Source organism: Polaromonas sp. P4_H1 (genome assembly GCF_056400945.1).
On sequence record NZ_JBFUKG010000023.1, the window covers coordinates 1 to 18002 of the forward strand.

16 protein-coding genes are annotated in these 18002 nt (G+C 65.5%); 5 read left to right on the forward strand and 11 right to left on the reverse strand.

What is annotated here, in order from left to right; genetic code table 11:
- Positions 1 to 337 precede the first annotated feature (337 nt).
- On the forward strand, positions 338 to 1405 hold the full coding sequence (gene pyrC, locus AC1DS5_RS22740) for a dihydroorotase (RefSeq protein ID WP_477720523.1): 1068 nt from the start codon (positions 338 to 340) through the stop codon (positions 1403 to 1405).
- On the forward strand, positions 1405 to 2187 hold the full coding sequence (locus AC1DS5_RS22745; RefSeq protein ID WP_477720524.1) for an NYN domain-containing protein: 783 nt from the start codon (positions 1405 to 1407) through the stop codon (positions 2185 to 2187). Before pyrC ends, AC1DS5_RS22745 begins: the two co-directional genes overlap by 1 nt.
- A 45-nt stretch (positions 2188 to 2232) precedes the next feature.
- Here the strand turns inward: AC1DS5_RS22745 and AC1DS5_RS22750 are convergent, their stop codons facing one another.
- Positions 2233 to 3669 (reverse strand): FAD-binding oxidoreductase, encoded by a 1437-nt coding sequence (locus AC1DS5_RS22750; protein WP_477720525.1) that lies wholly within the window; start codon positions 3667 to 3669, stop codon positions 2233 to 2235.
- Between the two features lie 126 nt (positions 3670 to 3795).
- On the opposite strand from AC1DS5_RS22750, the gene AC1DS5_RS22755 reads away from it, so the two are divergent.
- A complete protein-coding gene (locus AC1DS5_RS22755) occupies positions 3796 to 4950 on the forward strand; it encodes an ABC transporter substrate-binding protein (RefSeq protein ID WP_477720526.1) in 1155 nt (384 codons plus the stop codon).
- 237 nt (positions 4951 to 5187) lie between these two features.
- Here the strand turns inward: AC1DS5_RS22755 and AC1DS5_RS22760 are convergent, their stop codons facing one another.
- Genes AC1DS5_RS22760 through AC1DS5_RS22770 form a run of 3 tightly spaced genes read right to left on the reverse strand, consistent with a single transcriptional unit; the run spans position 5188 to position 7270 of the window.
- Entirely contained in the window at positions 5188 to 5664 is a 477-nt protein-coding gene (locus tag AC1DS5_RS22760) for an HIT family protein (protein WP_477720527.1), read from the reverse strand.
- Positions 5654 to 6517, reverse strand: coding sequence for an isocitrate lyase/PEP mutase family protein (locus AC1DS5_RS22765; RefSeq protein WP_477720528.1), 864 nt, complete (start codon positions 6515 to 6517; stop codon positions 5654 to 5656). Before AC1DS5_RS22765 ends, AC1DS5_RS22760 begins: the two co-directional genes overlap by 11 nt.
- 39 nt (positions 6518 to 6556) lie before the next feature.
- On the reverse strand, positions 6557 to 7270 hold the full coding sequence (locus AC1DS5_RS22770) for a GntR family transcriptional regulator (RefSeq protein ID WP_477720529.1): 714 nt from the start codon (positions 7268 to 7270) through the stop codon (positions 6557 to 6559).
- Positions 7271 to 7438: 168 nt separating this feature from the next.
- Between AC1DS5_RS22770 and AC1DS5_RS22775 the strand changes: the two genes are divergently transcribed.
- Positions 7439 to 8242 carry a DUF3025 domain-containing protein gene (locus tag AC1DS5_RS22775; RefSeq protein WP_477720530.1) on the forward strand — a complete coding sequence of 268 codons (804 nt, stop codon included), beginning with the start codon at positions 7439 to 7441 and terminating at the stop codon, positions 8240 to 8242.
- A gap of 145 nt (positions 8243 to 8387) precedes the next feature.
- The gene (gene htpX, locus AC1DS5_RS22780; protein ID WP_477720531.1) at positions 8388 to 9263 is read left to right on the forward strand and encodes a protease HtpX; all 876 of its coding nucleotides are present in this window, start codon (positions 8388 to 8390) and stop codon (positions 9261 to 9263) included.
- Between the two features lie 93 nt (positions 9264 to 9356).
- Here the strand turns inward: htpX and AC1DS5_RS22785 are convergent, their stop codons facing one another.
- The 7 genes from AC1DS5_RS22785 to hutC form a co-directional block, all read right to left on the reverse strand.
- Positions 9357 to 10121: a ProQ/FINO family protein gene (locus tag AC1DS5_RS22785; protein WP_477720532.1), complete on the reverse strand. Its 765-nt coding sequence runs from the start codon at positions 10119 to 10121 to the stop codon at positions 9357 to 9359.
- A gap of 153 nt (positions 10122 to 10274) precedes the next feature.
- Entirely contained in the window at positions 10275 to 11726 is a 1452-nt protein-coding gene (locus tag AC1DS5_RS22790; protein ID WP_477720533.1) for a formimidoylglutamate deiminase, read from the reverse strand.
- Positions 11723 to 13000, reverse strand: a complete 1278-nt coding sequence (gene hutI, locus AC1DS5_RS22795) for an imidazolonepropionase (protein WP_477720534.1) — start codon at positions 12998 to 13000, stop codon at positions 11723 to 11725. Before hutI ends, AC1DS5_RS22790 begins: the two co-directional genes overlap by 4 nt.
- 133 nt (positions 13001 to 13133) lie before the next feature.
- A complete protein-coding gene (locus tag AC1DS5_RS22800; RefSeq protein WP_477720535.1) occupies positions 13134 to 13730 on the reverse strand; it encodes a HutD/Ves family protein in 597 nt (198 codons plus the stop codon).
- A 4-nt stretch (positions 13731 to 13734) separates the two neighbouring features.
- The gene (gene hutU / locus AC1DS5_RS22805; protein WP_477720536.1) at positions 13735 to 15474 is read right to left on the reverse strand and encodes a urocanate hydratase; all 1740 of its coding nucleotides are present in this window, start codon (positions 15472 to 15474) and stop codon (positions 13735 to 13737) included.
- A 64-nt stretch (positions 15475 to 15538) separates the two neighbouring features.
- Complete coding sequence (gene hutH / locus AC1DS5_RS22810; RefSeq protein WP_477720537.1) at positions 15539 to 17083, reverse strand: histidine ammonia-lyase; 1545 nt, start codon at positions 17081 to 17083, stop codon at positions 15539 to 15541.
- Positions 17084 to 17181: 98 nt separating this feature from the next.
- Positions 17182 to 17991, reverse strand: a complete 810-nt coding sequence (gene hutC / locus AC1DS5_RS22815) for a histidine utilization repressor (RefSeq protein WP_477720538.1) — start codon at positions 17989 to 17991, stop codon at positions 17182 to 17184.
- Positions 17992 to 18002 lie beyond the last annotated feature (11 nt).

The following is an 18002-nucleotide window of genomic DNA, read 5'->3' on the forward strand; positions in this document are numbered from 1 at the left end:
GCAACTCCGGCAACTCCGGACTCGTCAGAACGTTGAAGAATTCCACCGCCTGGGTCGATCTCGCCCGGCGTCCAATGCTGCTGCAACGTTGATGCAAGACGCTTTGGGCATTACGATCCATGGTGGCTGGCCTTTGGGAAGATGGTTTGGGTGCTTCGTAAACAACCATCCTATCGACCCTTTGGTCAGCCATCTCCCTTTGCTTTCAAGCACTTACGCACGTCGCCGAAGGCCAACCTGCCAAAGTAAGTGCCATTCTCCTTAAACGCACTTGCGAAGTGGGCGGATTGGCAGCGCCGAGGGCAGGCGGTGGCCCGCAAATGCGACAATTCAATGCATGACTTCAGCCACTTCCCCCCAGGCCCTCACCCTGACCATCACCCGCCCGGACGACTGGCACCTGCATGTGCGGGACGGCGATGCATTGAGCACGGTGGTGCCGCATACCGCCGCCCAGTTTGGCCGGGCCATCATCATGCCCAACCTGCGCCCGCCGGTGACCACCGCGGCCCAGGCCGTGGCCTACCGCGAGCGCATCCAGGCGGCCGTGCCGCCGGGTGTGAGCTTCGAGCCGCTGATGACGCTGTATTTGACCGACAACCTGCCGCCCGACGAGATCAAGCGGGCCAAAGAGGCCGGCGTGGTCGCCACCAAGCTTTACCCGGCCGGCGCCACCACCAACAGCGACGCCGGCGTGACCGACCTGCGCAAGACCTACAAAACACTCGAAGCGATGCAGCGCGAAGGCCTGCTGCTGCTGGTGCATGGCGAGGTGACCTCGCCCGACATCGACCTGTTTGACCGCGAGGCGGTGTTCATCGAGACGCAGCTGATTCCGCTGCGCCGTGATTTCCCGGAACTGAAAATCGTGCTGGAGCACATCACCACGCGGGAAGCCGCGCAGTATGTGCATGACGCCGACCGTTTCACGGGGGCCACCATCACCGCGCACCATCTGCTGTACAACCGCAACGCGATTTTCACCGGCGGCATCCGGCCGCACTACTACTGCCTGCCCGTGCTCAAGCGCGAAACGCACCGCGTCGCGCTGGTCGCGGCGGCCACCAGTGGCAACAACCGGTTTTTCCTCGGCACGGACAGCGCGCCGCACCCGGCCCACCTCAAGGAGCATGCCACCGGCTGCGCCGGCTGCTACACCGCCCATGCGGCGATGGAGCTGTATGCCGAAGCCTTTGAAGCAGCCGGTGCACTGGACAAGCTCGAGGCTTTTGCCAGTTTCAACGGCGCAGACTTCTACAGCCTGCTGCGCAACCAGGGCACCATTACCTTGAAGAAAGAAAACTGGACGCCGCCCGAGAGTTATGCGTTTGGCGAGGCCGAACTCAAGCCCCTGCGCTCGGGTGAAAGCCTGCCATGGAAGCTTGACACCACCCGGAGCGAATGATGGACCACAAGCCGCGCGTTGCTCTGCTGATTGACGCCGACAATTCGCCGGCGTCCAAAATCGACCTGATCCTCAACGAGTTGTCGACCTTTGGCGAGACCAATATCCGCCGCGCTTACGGCAACTGGAAAAAGAGCGAGCTCAAGGGCTGGGAAGAAGCGCTGCATGAGCATGCCATCCGCCCGATGCAGCAGTTCGACTACAGCAAAGGCAAAAATGCCAGTGACATGGCCATGGTGATTGACGCGCTGGAGCTGCTCTACACCGACCGGCCCGATGCCTTTGGCATTGTGTCGTCCGACGCCGACTTCACGCCGCTGGTGATGCATTTGCGTGCCAAGGGTGCTGCCGTTTATGGGTTTGGCGCGCAGAAGACGCCCGAGCCTTTTGTGAATGCATGTTCGAGGTTCCTGTTCCTGGACAAGTTGCGTCCCCTGGCTGTGGGCGATGCCGCAGGCGGCGCTGCCGGAGACACCCGCGATGACGGCGAGGCGGTGACTGCGGCTCCCTTGCGTGCCACGCCGGCGCAGCTCAAGCAGGACGCCAAGCTCGTCATGCTGCTGCGCAATGCCGTGCAGGCGGCGGCCGACGACGAGGGCTGGGCGCGCGTGGGAGCGGTCGGCACCCAGATCGCCAACCAGGCCTCGTTTGACCATCGCAACTATGGTTATGCGACGCTGACCAAACTGCTGGTCGCCACGCAGCTGTTTGAAATCGCCGACGAAGGCAAGTCCACCGTGGCGGTGCGCGACAAGCGGCTGAACAAAACGGCCCGGGCCTGAGGTTGAGCCGGGTGCGGCTGCAGGGGTGAATGACCCCGCAGCTTTTCAAATCACTTTGCCCGGATTCAAAATGTTCTTCGGGTCCAGGGCCGCTTTCAGCGTGCGCATCAACGCGATTTCCTCCGGCGAGCGGGCATGGGCCAGCCAGCGGCGCTTGAGGGTGCCGATGCCGTGCTCGGCCGAGACGGTGCCGCCGTATTCGCGCACCAGCCCGTAGACAACCTCTTCTACGGCGTCCTTGGGCTGCGCAGCCACGCCGGGCTGGTAGGCGACGATGTGCACATTGCCGTCGCCGATGTGGCCATAAAACACCGCTTCGCAGCCCGGCACTTGCTCGCTGAGCACGGCCTTGCATCGTTTGGCGTAAGTGTCCATGGCTGCCACCGGCAGGCCGATGTCGAACGCCAGGTGGCCGGGCCAGAGCTGGTGGAATTCCGCGCAGGCATCGCGCACGCCCCAAAAAGCCTTTTCATCGGCGAGCGACTGCGACACCACCGCATTGGGCACGGTGCCTGACTCCAGCAGCCGCTCCAGCCACGCTTCGAAGCGCGGGCCGTCGATGGCCGGGTCGGTGCCCAGCGCCTCCACCAGCACATAGGCGCCGTAGCGGCGGCCGTCGCCCGCGAACGGATTGCGCACGCCCTTGACGCGTTCGGTGGCCATGTCCCAGTAGTCGGGCCACATGACTTCAAAGGCGGAGAGCATCGGGCCGAGCTCGCCGCGTGCTGCTGCCAGCAGCTTGAGCACGGTGCCGTAGTCCTCTGCCGCGCACAGCGCCACCATGGTGGAGGCCGGTTTGGGGAACAGGCGCAGGACGATGCGCGTGATGATGCCCAGCGTGCCTTCGCTGCCGATGAACAGGTGCTTCAGGTCGAAGCCCGCGTTGTTCTTGATCATCTTGTTCAGGCTGGTCATGACGGTGCCGTCGGCCAGCACCGCTTCCAGCCCGAGCACCATGTCCCGGGCCATGCCGTAGCGGATCACCCGGTTGCCGCCGGCGTTGGTCGACAGGTTGCCGCCAATGGCGCAGGAGCCGCGCGCACCCAGGTCCAGCGGGCAAAAGAAGCCGGCGGCCGCGGCGGCCTGTTGCACCACCTCCAGCGGTGTGCCGGCCAGCATCGTCATGGTGGCGGAATTGGGGTCGATCTCCTCGATGCCGGCCAGGCGCTCCAGCGACAGCGCGACCTCATGGGCGCCGGCGCGCGCTCCGCCGCACAGCCCGGTGAGGCCGCCCTGCGGCACCACGGCAACGCCGTGCGCGTGGCAGATGCGCAGGGCGGTGGCGACGCCCGCCGTGTCGGCGGGGCGAACCACGGCCAGCGGCTGCGTGGCGCTCATCCCGCTGTAGTCATTGCGGTTTCGGGCGGGCACGGCGTCCGCGGTGAATACGCAGGCCTCGCCCAGCTGGTTGCGGATCTCCTGCAAGGCTTGTTCGATTGCGTTGGGGGTGGCGACAGTGGCGGCAGTGACGTTAGTGGACATAAGAATCGACCAAAATTAAATGATGTATGTAAGGTACCGGGTACTGTACACTATTGTGGCGAGGCCGGTATAAGAGCCTTCATTTCCGGCATTCCGATAACTTTCAGACCCTCAATGGAGACAGCCATGATCTTTAAGCGCAGAGCCATGATCGCCACGGTAGCGGCCTCGGCCCTTTTTCTCAGCCCTGAACTGTGGGCGCAGGCCCAGCCCATCAAAATTTTCAACGTGGTCGAGCTCTCCGGCACCGGGGCAACGGCGGGCACCATGTTCAAGTCCGGCATTGAACTGGCGGTCAAAGACGTCAATGCCTCCGGCGGCATCCTGGGACGCAAGCTTGAGGTGACCAACATGGACACCCAGACCAATCCCGGCATTGCCAAGGCGCTGGTGGTGCGCGCCATTGATGACGGCGCGTTTGCCATCTTCGGCCCTGTCTTCAGCGGCTCCATCCTGATCAGCCAGACCGAGACGCGGCGTGCCGAGGTGCCCAATTTCACGGCCGCTGCCGGGGCCCTGGTGACCCAGCAGGGCAGTCCCTACATCTTTCGCACCGGCCTGACGCAGGTCAACAGCATGCCCAAGGCCGCGCGCTACATCGCGCGAAACCTGAAGGTCAAAAAAATCGCCGTGCTGTTCGTCAACAACGACTTCGGCAAACCCGGGCGTGATGCCATCGTCAGTGCCCTGAAAACCCATGGAGTGGAGGTAGTGGCGGACATTTCCACCGAAGCAGGCCAGCTCGATTTCTCCGCGCCCATCATCAAGGTGAAGCAGGCCGGCGCCGAGGCGGTGTTTGTCTACCTGAACGAAGAAGAGTCGGCGCGGGCGGTGCGCGAACTGCGCAAGCAGGGCTGGGACAAGCCGATCGTGGGCGACGTGACGCTGCTGAGCCAGAAGGTGATCGACCTGGCGGGCGACGCGGCCAACGGCGTGGTCGGGCACTCCGAAATGTCGGCCGACGCTCCCATCGCAGGGGTGAAGATGGTGCGCGACAAGTTTGTGAAGGAATACAACTTCATTCCCGACCACAACGGCATCAAGGGCTACCAGGGTGTTTACATGCTCAAGGCCGCGATCCAGAAGGTGGGCAAGTTCGACCGCGTGGCAGTGGCCAAACAACTGCACGGCATGACCATCAAGGTGGCGGACGAACCCGGCGTGCTGATGGATGTCACCTTCGATGACAAGGGCGACATCGACCGCGAGAGCTTCCTCATCGAGATCAAGGGCGGCAAACCCGTGGTCAAGGAAGTCCTGCCGCCCTTGGGCAAGAACTGAAAATTTGTAGCTACTCAGTCCTTCCGTCTTGAACGGCGACGTTTCCCTGTTTTACTCCTTCCCGCCTTTGGGGGAAGGTTGGGATGGGGGCCGCGACCGATGCAAAAGGCTGCAGCCTTTTATACGCCGCTGGCCCTCACCCCAACCCTCTCCCAAAGGGCGAGGGAGCAAGAAAAGCGTATCGCATGCATTGAGCTGAGGAGTTCCTGAAATTTAAGGAAAAAGTGGCTGTGGCGCTTATTCAGACTGCAGGAGGTGCTTCAGTTTTAACCGCATGGCCTGCCGCTCTGGCAGTGCAAGCTCTACCGGAACGTCCGCGTTGAGGATGAAGGGCTGGCCCCAGGCCGGGCCGCCTTTCGTCTTCGGCACGACGTGCACATGCAGGTGGTTGGCCTTGTCGCCATACAGCGCGTAGTTCACCTTGTCGCAGGCGCTGACTTGCGCCACCGCGGCTGCCACCCGGGCGACCTCGCGCATGAAAATGCGCAGGTTTTCGTCCTCCAGCTCGAACAGTTCCCGCGCGTGCTGTTTCAGCAGCACGACGCAGCGGCCCCTGTGCGTCTGGTCCCTGAACAGGAAAACCCGCGAACGGTCCAGGTCGGCGACATGGAACATCACGTCCTCAAGTTCCGCCACCGTCGCCGTGCAGTAGCGGCAGGCGGGGTCGAAAGGTGGCGTCACCCCGCTCGGCCGCGTGCCTGTCTCAGGCGCCAAACCGGTCATCCAGGTCCTTGTGGAAATCCAGGTCGACCAGCGTGCTGAATTCGGCATAACTCACCATGGCGCGCTCGCTCGCCTTCGGTGTGCCGGAGCGCTGCAGTTCGGCGAGCGCATCCGAGACGGCTTTCACCGCGGTGAAAAGCGCCGTCACCGCATAAAACACCACGGAAAAACCCATGTCCTGCAGGTCTTTGGCCGTCAGCGCGGTGGTTTCATTGCCATCGACGATGGAGACGACCTTGGGTCCCTGGACCGCCCTGGCGATGGCTTCGACTTCGGCGATTTTTTTGATGCCGTCGACAAAGACCAGGTCCACGCCGGCCTCCTGGTACCCATGGGCGCGCCGGATGGCTTCATCCATGCCGGCCGCGGGCAGGGCATCGGTGCGGCCGATGATGAGCAGCTCATCCTTGCCGCGCGCCTCGATGGCGCATTTCAGCCGCAGCACGTTTTCCTGCGCGTCCATCAGCCGGATGCCGGCCATCTGGCCGCAGCGCTTGGGCGCGACCTGGTCTTCCAGGTGAATGGCGGCCACGCCGGCCTGGATGTACTCGCGTACCGTGCGGTGGATGTTGGACGGCCCGCCGTAGCCGGTGTCGGCATCGGCAATGATGGGGATGTCAACCACCCGGGCCATGTCGCGCGCGTGGCTGGTCATCTCGGTCTGGCTCAGCAGGCCGATGTCGGGCGTGCCCAGGCGGCTGGCGGTTGCGCCGAAACCCGTCATGTAGATGGCCGGAAAGCCCGCCTTCTGGATCATGCGTGCGGTGATGGCATCGGGTGCGCCCGGCGCCATCACGATGTTGCCGGTCTTGAGCAGTTGCTGGAGTTGTTGGGCGGGTGTCATGGTGTCTTTAAAAAGGAGGCGGGAGGTGGCTCAGGTGGATCAGGTGCCCGCGACGTTCAGCTTGAGGGGCGCGGGGGCGGCTTTCAGTGCCGCAGCACTGGCCAGGCGAAAGGCTTCGACCGTCCTGCCCACATGGCTCTGGATCAGTTGCTCCAGCCGGTCAAAGTCGCCGTCGTCGATGTACTGGATCATCTCGCGGTGCTCCTGCAGCGACACCTTGCGCGCATCGGAAAACTGCTTGGCCATGTTGGTGCGCAGGGCGGCGATCTTGCTGGAAACGAGTGCGTAGGCATTGACCACATAGGCGTTGCCGCAATGCGTGAACAGCGCTTCGTGAAAAGCCGAGTCGCAGTGGCCATAGCCGATCTCGTCGTCGGCTTCGCTGGCGACCTCCATCTGCGCAAAAACCGCTTCCAGCGCGGCGATGGTGGCCTGCCGGTTCACGGCGCGGGAGCGCTTGGCGGCGTGCAGCTCCAGGGTGGCGCGGAAGTCGCAGATGGCGCGTACGTCATCTTCATCCGGCTGGAAGACGAAGCTGCCGCGTTTGGAGCGGATGTCCACCAGCCCGGTGGTTTGCAGCAGCGTCAGTGCATCGCGCACGGGCGTGCGGCTGACGCCAAACGATTCGGCCAGGGTTTCTTCCGAAATCATCTGGCCCAGGGCAAACTCTCCGTCAATAATCGCCTGCCGCACGCGCTGCGCAACAATCTCCGTCAGCGACTTCGGCATCTCTATTTCGAATTTTTTAGCCATGAACCCTCGAATCCTGAAAAAGGCGCGTCACATTGCCGCAGCACCCCGCATTGTAATTTTTATTGAGCGTAAGGTTCTGTATGCAAGATGCGGAAAGGGCTATTGTCGGTACAGGGAGCCAAGCGCCATGGCGGTGCTGCGGGCGTTGCGGCATATTGCGGAGCCCCCATGCCTGACGCCGTGAGCCCGCTGGCGGCCATCGACTGGTCCCAACCCTGGTTTGCGCCCCTGCGCCGTGCGGGCGAGGCGGCCGGTGCGCTGGCGCTGCAGGGCGCCGGTGTTGCGCAAGCCCTCAATGCCGTGGCCCAGACGCACGGCGCGGCGGCTGCGAATGCGAATGTCATCCGGGCGGGCGATGGGGAACATTGCCCCGTGCGCTTTGTGCCGCAGGGCGATTTGCCGCCCGGCGAGGCCTACGAGCGCTATATCTTCAACACACGCGATTGCCCGACACGCGACGGACTGCATGACTTCTTCAATGGCCTGTGCTGGTTGCAGTTTCCCGAGACCAAGACCCGGCTCAACCAACTGCAGGCGGCCGAGATTGAGGCGGCAGGCATCCGGCCGGTGCGCGGCCCGGTGCGCGATGCGCTGACGCTGTTTGATGAAAACGCCGCCTTCCTGCTGGCGCCGCAAGCCCTGTGGGATGCCTTGGTCGCCCGGGACTGGCAGCAACTCTTCATCGGCTTGCGCCCGCTGTGGGCTGACACGCAGCTGGTGCTTTTTGGCCATGCCTTGCTCGAAAAGCTGGTATATCCGCGAAAACCGATCACGGCCCATGTGTATCGGGCGCAACCAGCTATTGATTCAATAGCAGAGCTGGATGCTTGGGTGGCTGCTGATTTGAGCGCCGACAAGCTGGCCGGCAAGCCCTTTGCACCCTTGCCGGTACTGGGCGTGCCGGGCTGGTGGCCGGAAAACGAGAACTTTTCCTTTTATGATGACTCCCTTGTATTCCGTCCACGCAGGTAGAAACAACACATAAAAAATCCTGCGCCGGCAGCCGGCCCGAACGGCTTGATTTGGGAGGAAACCCCCCAACTTGTCCGGAACGCAACTCTCACGGCAGCATGGCTGCTGCCCTTGCCCCTGGTTATCGACCCCCCACGGAGAATTCATGAAACGCATCTTTTTGTTTATCCTGACCAACATTGCCGTCGTGGCCGTGCTGGGCATTGTGGCCAGCCTGCTCGGCGTCAACCGCTTCCTCACGGCCAATGGCCTGAACCTCTCGGCGCTGCTCGGCTTTGCGCTGATCATGGGTTTCGGCGGCGCGATCATTTCACTGCTGATCAGCAAGCCCGTGGCCAAGTGGAGCGCCGGTGTGCGCATCATCAACGATGCCCAGAACGCCGACGAGGCCTGGATTGTCGAGACCGTCCGCAGATTGGCTGACAAGGCGCAGATCGGCATGCCCGAAGTGGGCATTTTCGAAGGCGCGCCCAACGCATTTGCCACCGGCGCGTTCAAGAACTCCTCGCTGGTGGCGGTGTCCACCGGTTTGCTGCAGGGCATGACCCGCGAAGAAATCGAAGCCGTGATCGGCCATGAGATCGCCCACGTCGCCAATGGCGACATGGTCACCATGACGCTGATCCAGGGCGTGATGAACACCTTTGTGGTGTTCCTGTCGCGCGTCATCGGCTATGCGGTGGACAGCTTTTTGCGCCGCGGCAGCGACAGCAACTCCGGCCCCGGCATTGGCTACTACGTCAGCACCATCGTGCTGGACATCGTGCTGGGTTTTGCCGCCGCCATCGTGGTGGCCTGGTTCTCGCGCCAGCGCGAGTTCCGAGCGGATGCGGGTTCCGCCCAGCTGCTGGGCCGCAAGCAGCCCATGATGAATGCGCTGGCCCGCCTCGGCGGCATGCAGCCCGGCGAGTTGCCCAAGGCCGTGGAAGCCATGGGCATCACCGGCGGCATCGGCAAATGGTTCGCGACGCATCCGCCGATTGAAGAGCGCATCGCCGCGCTGCAGAACGCGCAAGGCTGAGCGCCGAGCGGTTCGGCTGAGCGGTTCAAGATTCCGCAACAAGAAAGCCGGTGCATGCACCGGCTTTTTTCATGGCATTGACCCGTGATGGCGCTATGCCGCCTGGCCGCCCCGGTCCCGGCGCGCGCCGTCCAGGGCCTGGCTGACTTCCGCCAGGTCCATACCGTACATGTCGGCGAACTGCTCTACCGTGCGCCCGCTGGCTTCGAAGGCCTTCATCAGGGCCTCGCGCTTCGCGGCCTGGCGTCCCAGTTCGCTGAAGGCATCGTCCAGCAGCGCGTTGGACGCTTCATCCTGCGTCTGCACGCGCAGCGAATAGTCTTCCCGGCTCAGGCCCGAGGCCTCGATGGCCTGCATCAGCCGCAGGCGCAGCGCGGGCCGCAAGTCCTCGCGCGAGCGTGCCTGGCGCCGCCGGAACACTTCGAGAATGGCATGGTGCACATGCTCGGGCGCCACGGGCTCGACAGGCTCGCCCTGCAGGTCATGGCGCGGAAGACCCGCCGCCACGCTTTCGAGGTAGCGCGTTGACCGCGCATGCAGGCCCAGCGCGACTTTCAGCTCGTCGCGGTTGAATGCATCAGGGTGCTGGGCGAGCAGTTCCTGGAACACGCCAAGCTTGAGCGGCAGGAACTGCGCCCCGAACATCTTCGGATATAGCTCGAAAAGTTTTTCCAGCGCCGGGTGCACCTGGCGGGTCCGCGGCGGCGTGCTGGGCTGCTTGCCGGGCTGCCTGCCGCGCGCCCGGCCAGCGGCCCTTGGAGGGCGTGTGGAGGTGGCGGGTGTATCCGGGCTGGCCGGGGTCGCCGCAGGAGCCACTGTAGAGGAGGCAGGAGGGGTATTGGTGTCGGTGTCGGTCATCAATGAGTTCTGTGAAGTCTTGGGCTTGGGCGCGGGGCAAAGCTTCACCCCCTTCCATGCGCATCATGGCGATACAGGCGATTGTCGCGGATAACCCGGGCCACCTGAACCGGGTTACCGGACTGCGTTACCGCCAACCTCTGGCCCGTCGAGTCAGGCCTGGGTTTGCGCCAGCAGGCGTGAGCGGGCGGCGATGAAGGCCGCGGCGGCCGTCTCGCGCAGCGGATGGCGGCTGCCCTGGCGGGTTTGCTGAACGCCGCCGACCCAGACTGCATCAAGTGCGGACGTGCGGTGGCTGGCGAATACGTGAGCCGACAGCATGTCGGACGCGCTCAGCTCGCACAAGGCCGGGTGCTGGGCGTCCAGCGCCGCAAAATCGGCGCGCTGGCCGGGTACCAGGCCGGCAGCGCCACGCGGCAAAGCGCGCCCCGAGGCCCGGGTGCCGCCCTGCACGGCCTGCAGCGTCATCGCGGTGGCGACTTGCGGTTGCTGCGCGGTGGCCAGCACATTGCGCTGGCGACCCTGCAGGCGCTGACCGTATTCAAGCAGCATCAGCTCTTCCGCCGCGTTGACGCAGGCGTTGCTGTCCGAGCCCACGCCCCAGGCGCCCCCGGCGGCGCGCCAGCGCGGCAGGTCAAAAATGCCGTCCCCCAGATTGGCTTCGGTGGTGGGGCACAGGCCGGCCACGGCGCCGGTGCGGGCGGCGCGCTCATATTCGGCGTCGGTCATGTGCGTGGCGTGCACCAGGCACCAGCGTGCATCGACGGCGGCATGGTCCAGCAGCCACTCCACCGGGCGCTGGCCGCTCCAGGCCAGGCAGGCATCCACCTCGGCCGTTTGCTCGGCAATATGGATGTGGATGGGCGCGGTGGGGTCGATGGCGTCCAGCCCGGCCAGGGCCTCGCGCAGGCTGTGGGGCGGCACGGCACGCAGAGAGTGCGGCGCCAGTCCCAGGCGCGCGCCCTGCACCTCGCAACAAGGCTGCAGGCGCTCCAGCAGGCGCAGCATCGAGTCGGTAGACCGGATGAAGCGGCGTTGCCCCGCATTCGGCGGCGTGCCGCCAAAACCGCTGGTCTGGTAGAGCACGGGCAGCAGCGTGATGCCGATGCCGGCGCGCTCTGCGGCACGCAACAGGCATTGGGCCAGCGTGGCGTCGTCGGCATAGGGCCGGCCGTCCAGGTCGTGGTGCACGTAGTGGAATTCGCACACCGAGGTGTAGCCGGCCTCCAGCATCTCGATGTAAAGCCAGGTGGCGATGTCTTCCAGCAGTTCGGGCGTGACCTGCGCGGCGAAGCGGTACATCAGCGTGCGCCAGCTCCAGAAGCTGTCCTGCGCCTCGGCGCGAAACTCCGTCAGGCCGCCAAAGGCCCGCTGGAAGGCGTGGCAATGCAGGTTGGGCATGCCAGGGATGAGGGGGCCGGCGGCCCGGGGCGTGCTGCGCGGGGCGCTGCTGTCCGGCGTGACGGCCAGCAGCTGGCCGGCGGCGTTCCATTCCAGCAGCACGTTGCGCGCCCAGCCGTCGGGCAGCAGTGCATCGGTGGCAAACAGGCTGCCCGTGGCTTGCGCATGGGAAGTCGGGGCGGCGAGGGGGGCGATGTCGCTCATGGGGTGGTCTCGGCGTTGGGGGCGGTCTGAAGCCCGTCGAGCACCACGCGCCCCTGCCGCACGATGGTGCGTGGCGCCTGCTGGCCCAGCCAGTAGGCCAGCTCGGCGCTGTCATTCAGCCGCCACAGCACGAAGTTGGCGGGCCGGCCCACGCCGAGCGCACCGTGTGTGTCCTGCAGTCCGAGCGCACGGGCTGCGTGGCGCGTGATGCCGGCCAGCGCTTCCGGCACGGTCAGGCGAAACAGTGTGCAGGCCATGTTGGCCATCAGCAGCAGGCTGAGTGCGGGCGAAGTGCCGGGGTTGTGGTCGGTCGAGACGGCCATGGGCACACCGGCTTCGCGCAGCGCGGCGATTGGCGGCAGTTGGGTGTCGCGCAGCGTGTAGTAGGCGCCGGGCAGCAGCACGGCCACCGTGCCGGCCGCGCGCATGGCGTCGATGCCGGCCTGCGACAGGTGTTCGATGTGGTCGCACGACAGCGCGCCGTAACGCGCGGCGAGCGCGGCGCCGCCCATGTCGGAGAGCTGTTCGGCATGCAGCTTGACCGGCAGGCTTAAGCGCTGCGCGGCCTGGAACACCTGCTCGGTCTCGGCCAGTGAAAACGCGATGCGTTCGCAAAATACGTCCACTGCATCGACCAGGCCCTCGGCGGCGAGCGCGGGCAGCATCTCGCGGCAGACCAGGTCGATGTAGTCCTGGCTGCGGCCCGCATACTCGGGCGGCAGGGCATGCGCGCCGAGGAAGGTGGTGCGCACCGTCACGCCATAGTGATCGCCAAGGCGCCGTGCCACGCGCAGCTGCTTGCGCTCGTGTTCGAGGGCGAGACCGTAGCCGGACTTGATTTCGATGGCGCACACGCCATCGGCCAGCAGTTGTTCCAGGCGCGGCGCGGCCTGCGCATAGAGCATGTCTTCATCGGCCGCACGGGTGGCGCGCACGCTGGAGACAATGCCGCCTCCGGCCCGGGAAATCTCCTCGTAGCTGGCGCCGGCCAGGCGCATCGCGAACTCGTTGGCGCGCTGGCCACCGTACACCAGATGGGTATGGCAATCGACCAGGCCGGGCGTCACCAGCGCGCCGCCGCCGTCAAAACGCGGCAGCGCGCTGAACCCGGCGGGCAGCGCAGTGCTGGCGCCGATCCAGCGGATATGGCCTTGCGCGACGACGATGGCGGCCTCGGTGTCTGTCGCCAGGTCGTTGCCGTCGGCCAAGGAGCCGGGCATCAGGCGCAAATGCTCCCAGATGCCGTCGGCACAAGGGTGGGGGGCTGTGGTCATGGGGTTCACCAGCGGGTTGTTGAAACGGGCTATGGAAACGTACTTTGAAAATCGACTTGCTATGAAATAAATAGCTGCTTGTTGGACCGATATCTCGTCTGGAGGCTATTTTGATGCCTGTGGCCGGTCGTGTTCAAGGCTGCTGTACCGGCAGCAGCCGCACCACAACCAATGCCGCATCGTGTGTCTGCGGCGTCGCCTGCCAGCCCTGCATCGTGCTGGTCCACCAGACGCCCGTGCCGGCCTCACATGTCAAAGAGGGTTCGACTTCTGTTTGCAAGTGCCACGGCCCAAGCAGTGCCAGCAGCAGGCCGCGCCCGGCCGGGTCGATGTTGCCGGCCGCGTGCAGCACCTGTACCTCGGCCCGCAGCTTGCCGCGCCGGGTCATGACGTTGAAATCGGTGGAGGGGCCACCCAGCAGATCGCAGTCCAGGGCCACATCGCCGGCAAAGGCAAAGGGCAGCAGCGGCGTGTCCAGCCGGTGGTCCACGCCCGACGCGCGGGCGTGCAGGCGCACACCTGCGCCCTCCAGCAGCATGATCACGCGGTCCACGCCGGGAAAGGCCGAGAACGGCCCGGCCGCGGCGATGGTGGCGATGCTGACGCGCCAGTCGAAGCCGTCCATGCCGGTGCCCGGCGGCCGGCAGACGATTTCGCGTGTGGTGCCGCCGCCGTTCTTCCACGGCATGGGCTTCAGGTCGTCGATGGCGAAGCGCTGCAGCACGGTCATGAGCTTATTTCACCATTGGCAGGTGCAGCCCCTGCTTCTTCGCGGTGGCAATGGCGATCTCGTAACCCGCATCGGCATGGCGCATCACGCCCGAGCCGCAGTCGTTGACCAGCACGCGCGCCAGCCGCTCGGCGGCAGCATCGGTGCCATCGGCCACGATGACCATGCCCGCGTGCTGCGAGTAACCCATGCCCACGCCGCCGCCGTGGTGCAGGCTGACCCAGGTGGCGCCGCCCGAGGCGTTGAGCAGTGCGTTGAGCAGCGGCCAGTCGGACACGGCATCGGTGCCGTCCTTCATGGCCTCGGTCTCGCGGTTCGGGCTGGCGACCGAGCCGGTGTCCAGGTGGTCGCGGCCAATCACGATCGGGGCCTTGAGCTCGCCGTTTTTCACCATCTCGTTGAAGGCCAGGCCCGCAATGTGGCGTTCACCCAGGCCGAGCCAGCAGATGCGCGCGGGCAGGCCCTGGAAGGCGATGCGCTCGCGCGCCATGTCGAGCCAGCGGTGCGTGTGCTTGTTCTCGGGGAACAGCTCCTTGATCTTGGCGTCGGTCTTGTAGATGTCTTCCGGGTCGCCGGAGAGCGCGACCCAGCGGAACGGGCCCTTGCCTTCGCAGAACAACGGGCGGATGTAGGCGGGCACGAAGCCGGGGAAATCAAAGGCGTTTTTCACGCCCTGGTCGAACGCGACCTGGCGGATGTTGTTGCCGTAGTCCACGGTCGGGATGCCCATGGCCTGGAAGTCCAGCATGGCCTGCACATGGACGGCGCAGCTGCGGGCGGCTTCGTCCGTCAGGCGCTTGTGTTGCGCCGGATCCTGCTGCGCGGCCTTCCACTGCGCCACGCTCCAGCCGCTGGGCAGGTAGCCGTTGATCAGGTCGTGGGCCGAAGTCTGGTCAGTGACCAAGTCAGGCTTGATGGCGCCGGCCCTGGCGCGTTTCACCAACTCGGGCAGCACGTCGGCGGCATTGCCCAGCAGGGCGATGGACACGGCCTCCTGGCGCTCAGTGTGGTGCTTGATCAGCGCCAGCGCGTCGTCGATGTCCCTGGCCTGCTTGTCCACGTAGCGGGTGCGCAGGCGGAAGTCGATGCTGCTTTGCTGGCACTCGATGTTGAGCGACACCGCGCCGGCGAGCGTGGCCGCCAGCGGCTGCGCGCCGCCCATGCCGCCCAGGCCCGCGGTCAGGATCCATTTGCCAGCGAGGCTGTTGTTGTAGTGCTGACGGCCGGCTTCGACGAAGGTCTCGAAGGTGCCCTGCACGATGCCCTGGCTGCCGATGTAGATCCAGCTGCCGGCCGTCATCTGGCCATACATGAACAGGCCCTTGCGGTCGAGCTCGTTGAAGTGTTCCCAGTTGGCCCACTTGGGCACCAGGTTGGAGTTGGCGATCAGGACGCGGGGCGCGTTGGCGTGGGTTTTGAACACGCCGACCGGTTTGCCCGATTGCACCAGCAGGGATTCATCGTCGCCCAGCTCTTTCAACGTGGCCAGGATTTGGTCGAAGCAGGCCCAGTCGCGTGCGGCGCGACCGATGCCGCCATAGACCACCAGGCTTTGCGGGTTCTCGGCAACCTCGGGGTCGAGGTTGTTCTGGATCATGCGAAAGGCTGCTTCGGTGAGCCAGCTTTTGCAATGAAGCTGGCTGCCGCGCGGTGCGCGGATCACACGGGTAGGGTCGACGCGCGGGTCGGCAAGGGCGTCGCTTTGGACATCGGTTGGGGCGATGAAGGAATCCGTGGCGTTCATGGCGATCTCCTGGGATAAAACGGTTGGAATGAGGCTCAGGTCGGGGTTGGGTTCAGGGCCGGGCTCAGGCCGCAGTGGCGTGGCTGGGCAGGATCTGTTGCAGGGCGGCGGGCCAGTCGCTGTGCAAGGCCCACTGGCGCATGGCTTCGACGTCGGTCGCGAGGAAGCGGTCCTGGTCGAGGAAGGCCACCTTTTCGCGGATGCGGGCGAACTCGGCTTCGATCAGCGGGGAGCTTTTTAAGCCACGCTTGAGTTCTATGCCTTGAGCAGCGCCCATGGCTTCGATGCCGACGACGACGGCGGTGTTGTTCACCATCTCGCCCAGGCGGCGTGCGGCAAAGGTCGCCATCGACACATGATCCTCCTGGTTGGCCGAGGTGGGCAGGCTGTCCACGCTGGCCGGGTGCGCCAGGGACTTGTTTTCCGAAGCCAGCGCCGCAGCGGTGACCTGGGCAATCATGAAGCCGGAGTTGACGCCGCCATCGCGCACCAGGAAGGGCGGCAGGCCGGACAGGCCGGTGTCGAGCAGCAGCGCCAGGCGGCGCTCGGCAATCGCGCCGATCTCGGCCACGGCCAGCGCGATGATGTCGGCGGCAAAGGCCACCGGCTCGGCGTGGAAGTTGCCGCCGGAGATCACGTCGCCATTGTCGAAGACCAGCGGGTTGTCGGAGGCGGCATTGGCCTCGATCTGCAGCACCCTGGCGGCGTGCTGCAGGTTGTCCAGGCAGGCGCCCATGACCTGGGGCACGCAGCGGATCGAATACGGGTCCTGCACACGGCCGCAGTCGGGGTGCGACGGCACGATCTCGCTACCTTCGAGCAGGCTGCGCACCGCCGCGGCCACGGCCATTTGGCCGGGCTGGCCGCGCGCGGCATGCACCCGCGCGTCAAACGGCTTGATCGAGCCCTGCACGGCCTCCAGCGACAACGCGCCGGACACCAGGCCCGCGGCAAATACCTGTTCGGCGCCGAACAGGCCGGCCAGCGCCAGGGCGGTGGAGACCTGGGTGCCGTTGAGCAGTGCCAGGCCTTCCTTGGGGCCGAGCACAAACGGCGCCACGCCGATGCGGCGCATGGCCTGGGCGCCGGAAATGACTTCGCCATCGGCGGTGGTGGCCTGGCCTTCGCCGATCAGCACGCAGGCCAGGTGCGCCAGCGGCGCCAGGTCGCCGGAGGCGCCCACGGAACCCTTGGCCGGGATGCGCGGCATCACGCCCGCGTTGGCCAGTGCCAGCAAGGCGTCCACCAGCTCGGGCCGCACGCCGGAGTGGCCGCGCGCCAGGCTCACCGCCTTGGTGGCGAGGATCACGCGCACCACGGCGGCCGGCAGCGGCTCGCCGGTGCCCACGCTGTGCGACAGCACCAGGTTGCGCTGCAGTTCGACCAGGCGGCCGGGTGCAATCTTGGTGCTGGCCAGTTTGCCGAAGCCAGTGTTGATGCCGTAGACGACCTGGTCTTCATCGACGATGCGTTGCACGGTGGCCTGGGCGGCCAGCAGGCCGGCACGGGCCTCGGGCGCCAGGGCCAGCTGCACGCCACCGGCGTGAATGCTGCGCAACAGGGCCAGGCTGACGCGGCCGGGTTGCAGGATGTGGGGGGATGTTGTCATTGTCTAGTCCTGTATATACAAGTTGTCGGAATCGATGATAAAGAAGTTTTTATTCGTTTGTTTACTTGCTGGCTGGCTCGCCGGGGTAGCCCGTCGCGTCAGCCGGTGACGGCATTGCCGTCGGTGCGGAAACGGCTGCCCAGGCGGTAACGCATGCCCGGGTGCAGGCAGCGCACCAGGGTGATGGGGTCCTCCCGCATCCAGGTGCGGCGGGTCAGCAGCAGGCAGGGCTGACCGGCGTCCATCTGCAGCAGCGCGGCCTGTTCGCGCGTGGGCAGCACGGCATCGACCACATGTTCCATTTGGTCGAACAGCACCGTGCGCACCAGAAAGTCCGAAGGCTGCTCCAGCGTGAAATCCTGCTGCCCGAAAGCGGGCGCCATGCGCGGGTTGACATAGCGGTCTTCCAGCTGCATGGGCACGTCGTCTTCCAGGTGCACGCAGACCGAGTGAAACACCGACTCGCCGGTGTGCAGGCCCAGCGAGGAGGCGATATCGAGTGAGGCCGAGACGCGCTCCACCGTGATGACCCGGCACTGGTAGTCGTGGCCGCGGCGCCGGATGTCATCGGACAGGCGCGCGATCTGCAGCAGGTTGGCTTGCGGCTTGTCGTCGGCCACGAAGCTGCCCACCCCGGCAATGCGCTTGATGCGGCCCTGCTCCACCAGTTCGCGCAAGGCCCGGTTGACGGTCATGCGCGACAGGCCGAACTGCACCACCAACTCGTGCTCGGAAGGCAGGCGGTCGCCAGCCTTCCAGGTGCCGTCCTGGATCTTGCGCGACACAAAGTCCTTGACCTGCTGGTAGCGCGCGACATTGGGCGACAACTGGTCGGCCCTGGCCGGGGTGCCGATTTTGGAGTCAGCTTCGCGCGCTGGTTTTGGCAGGAGGTGCAGATTGGAATTCATGGTGTCAGGGT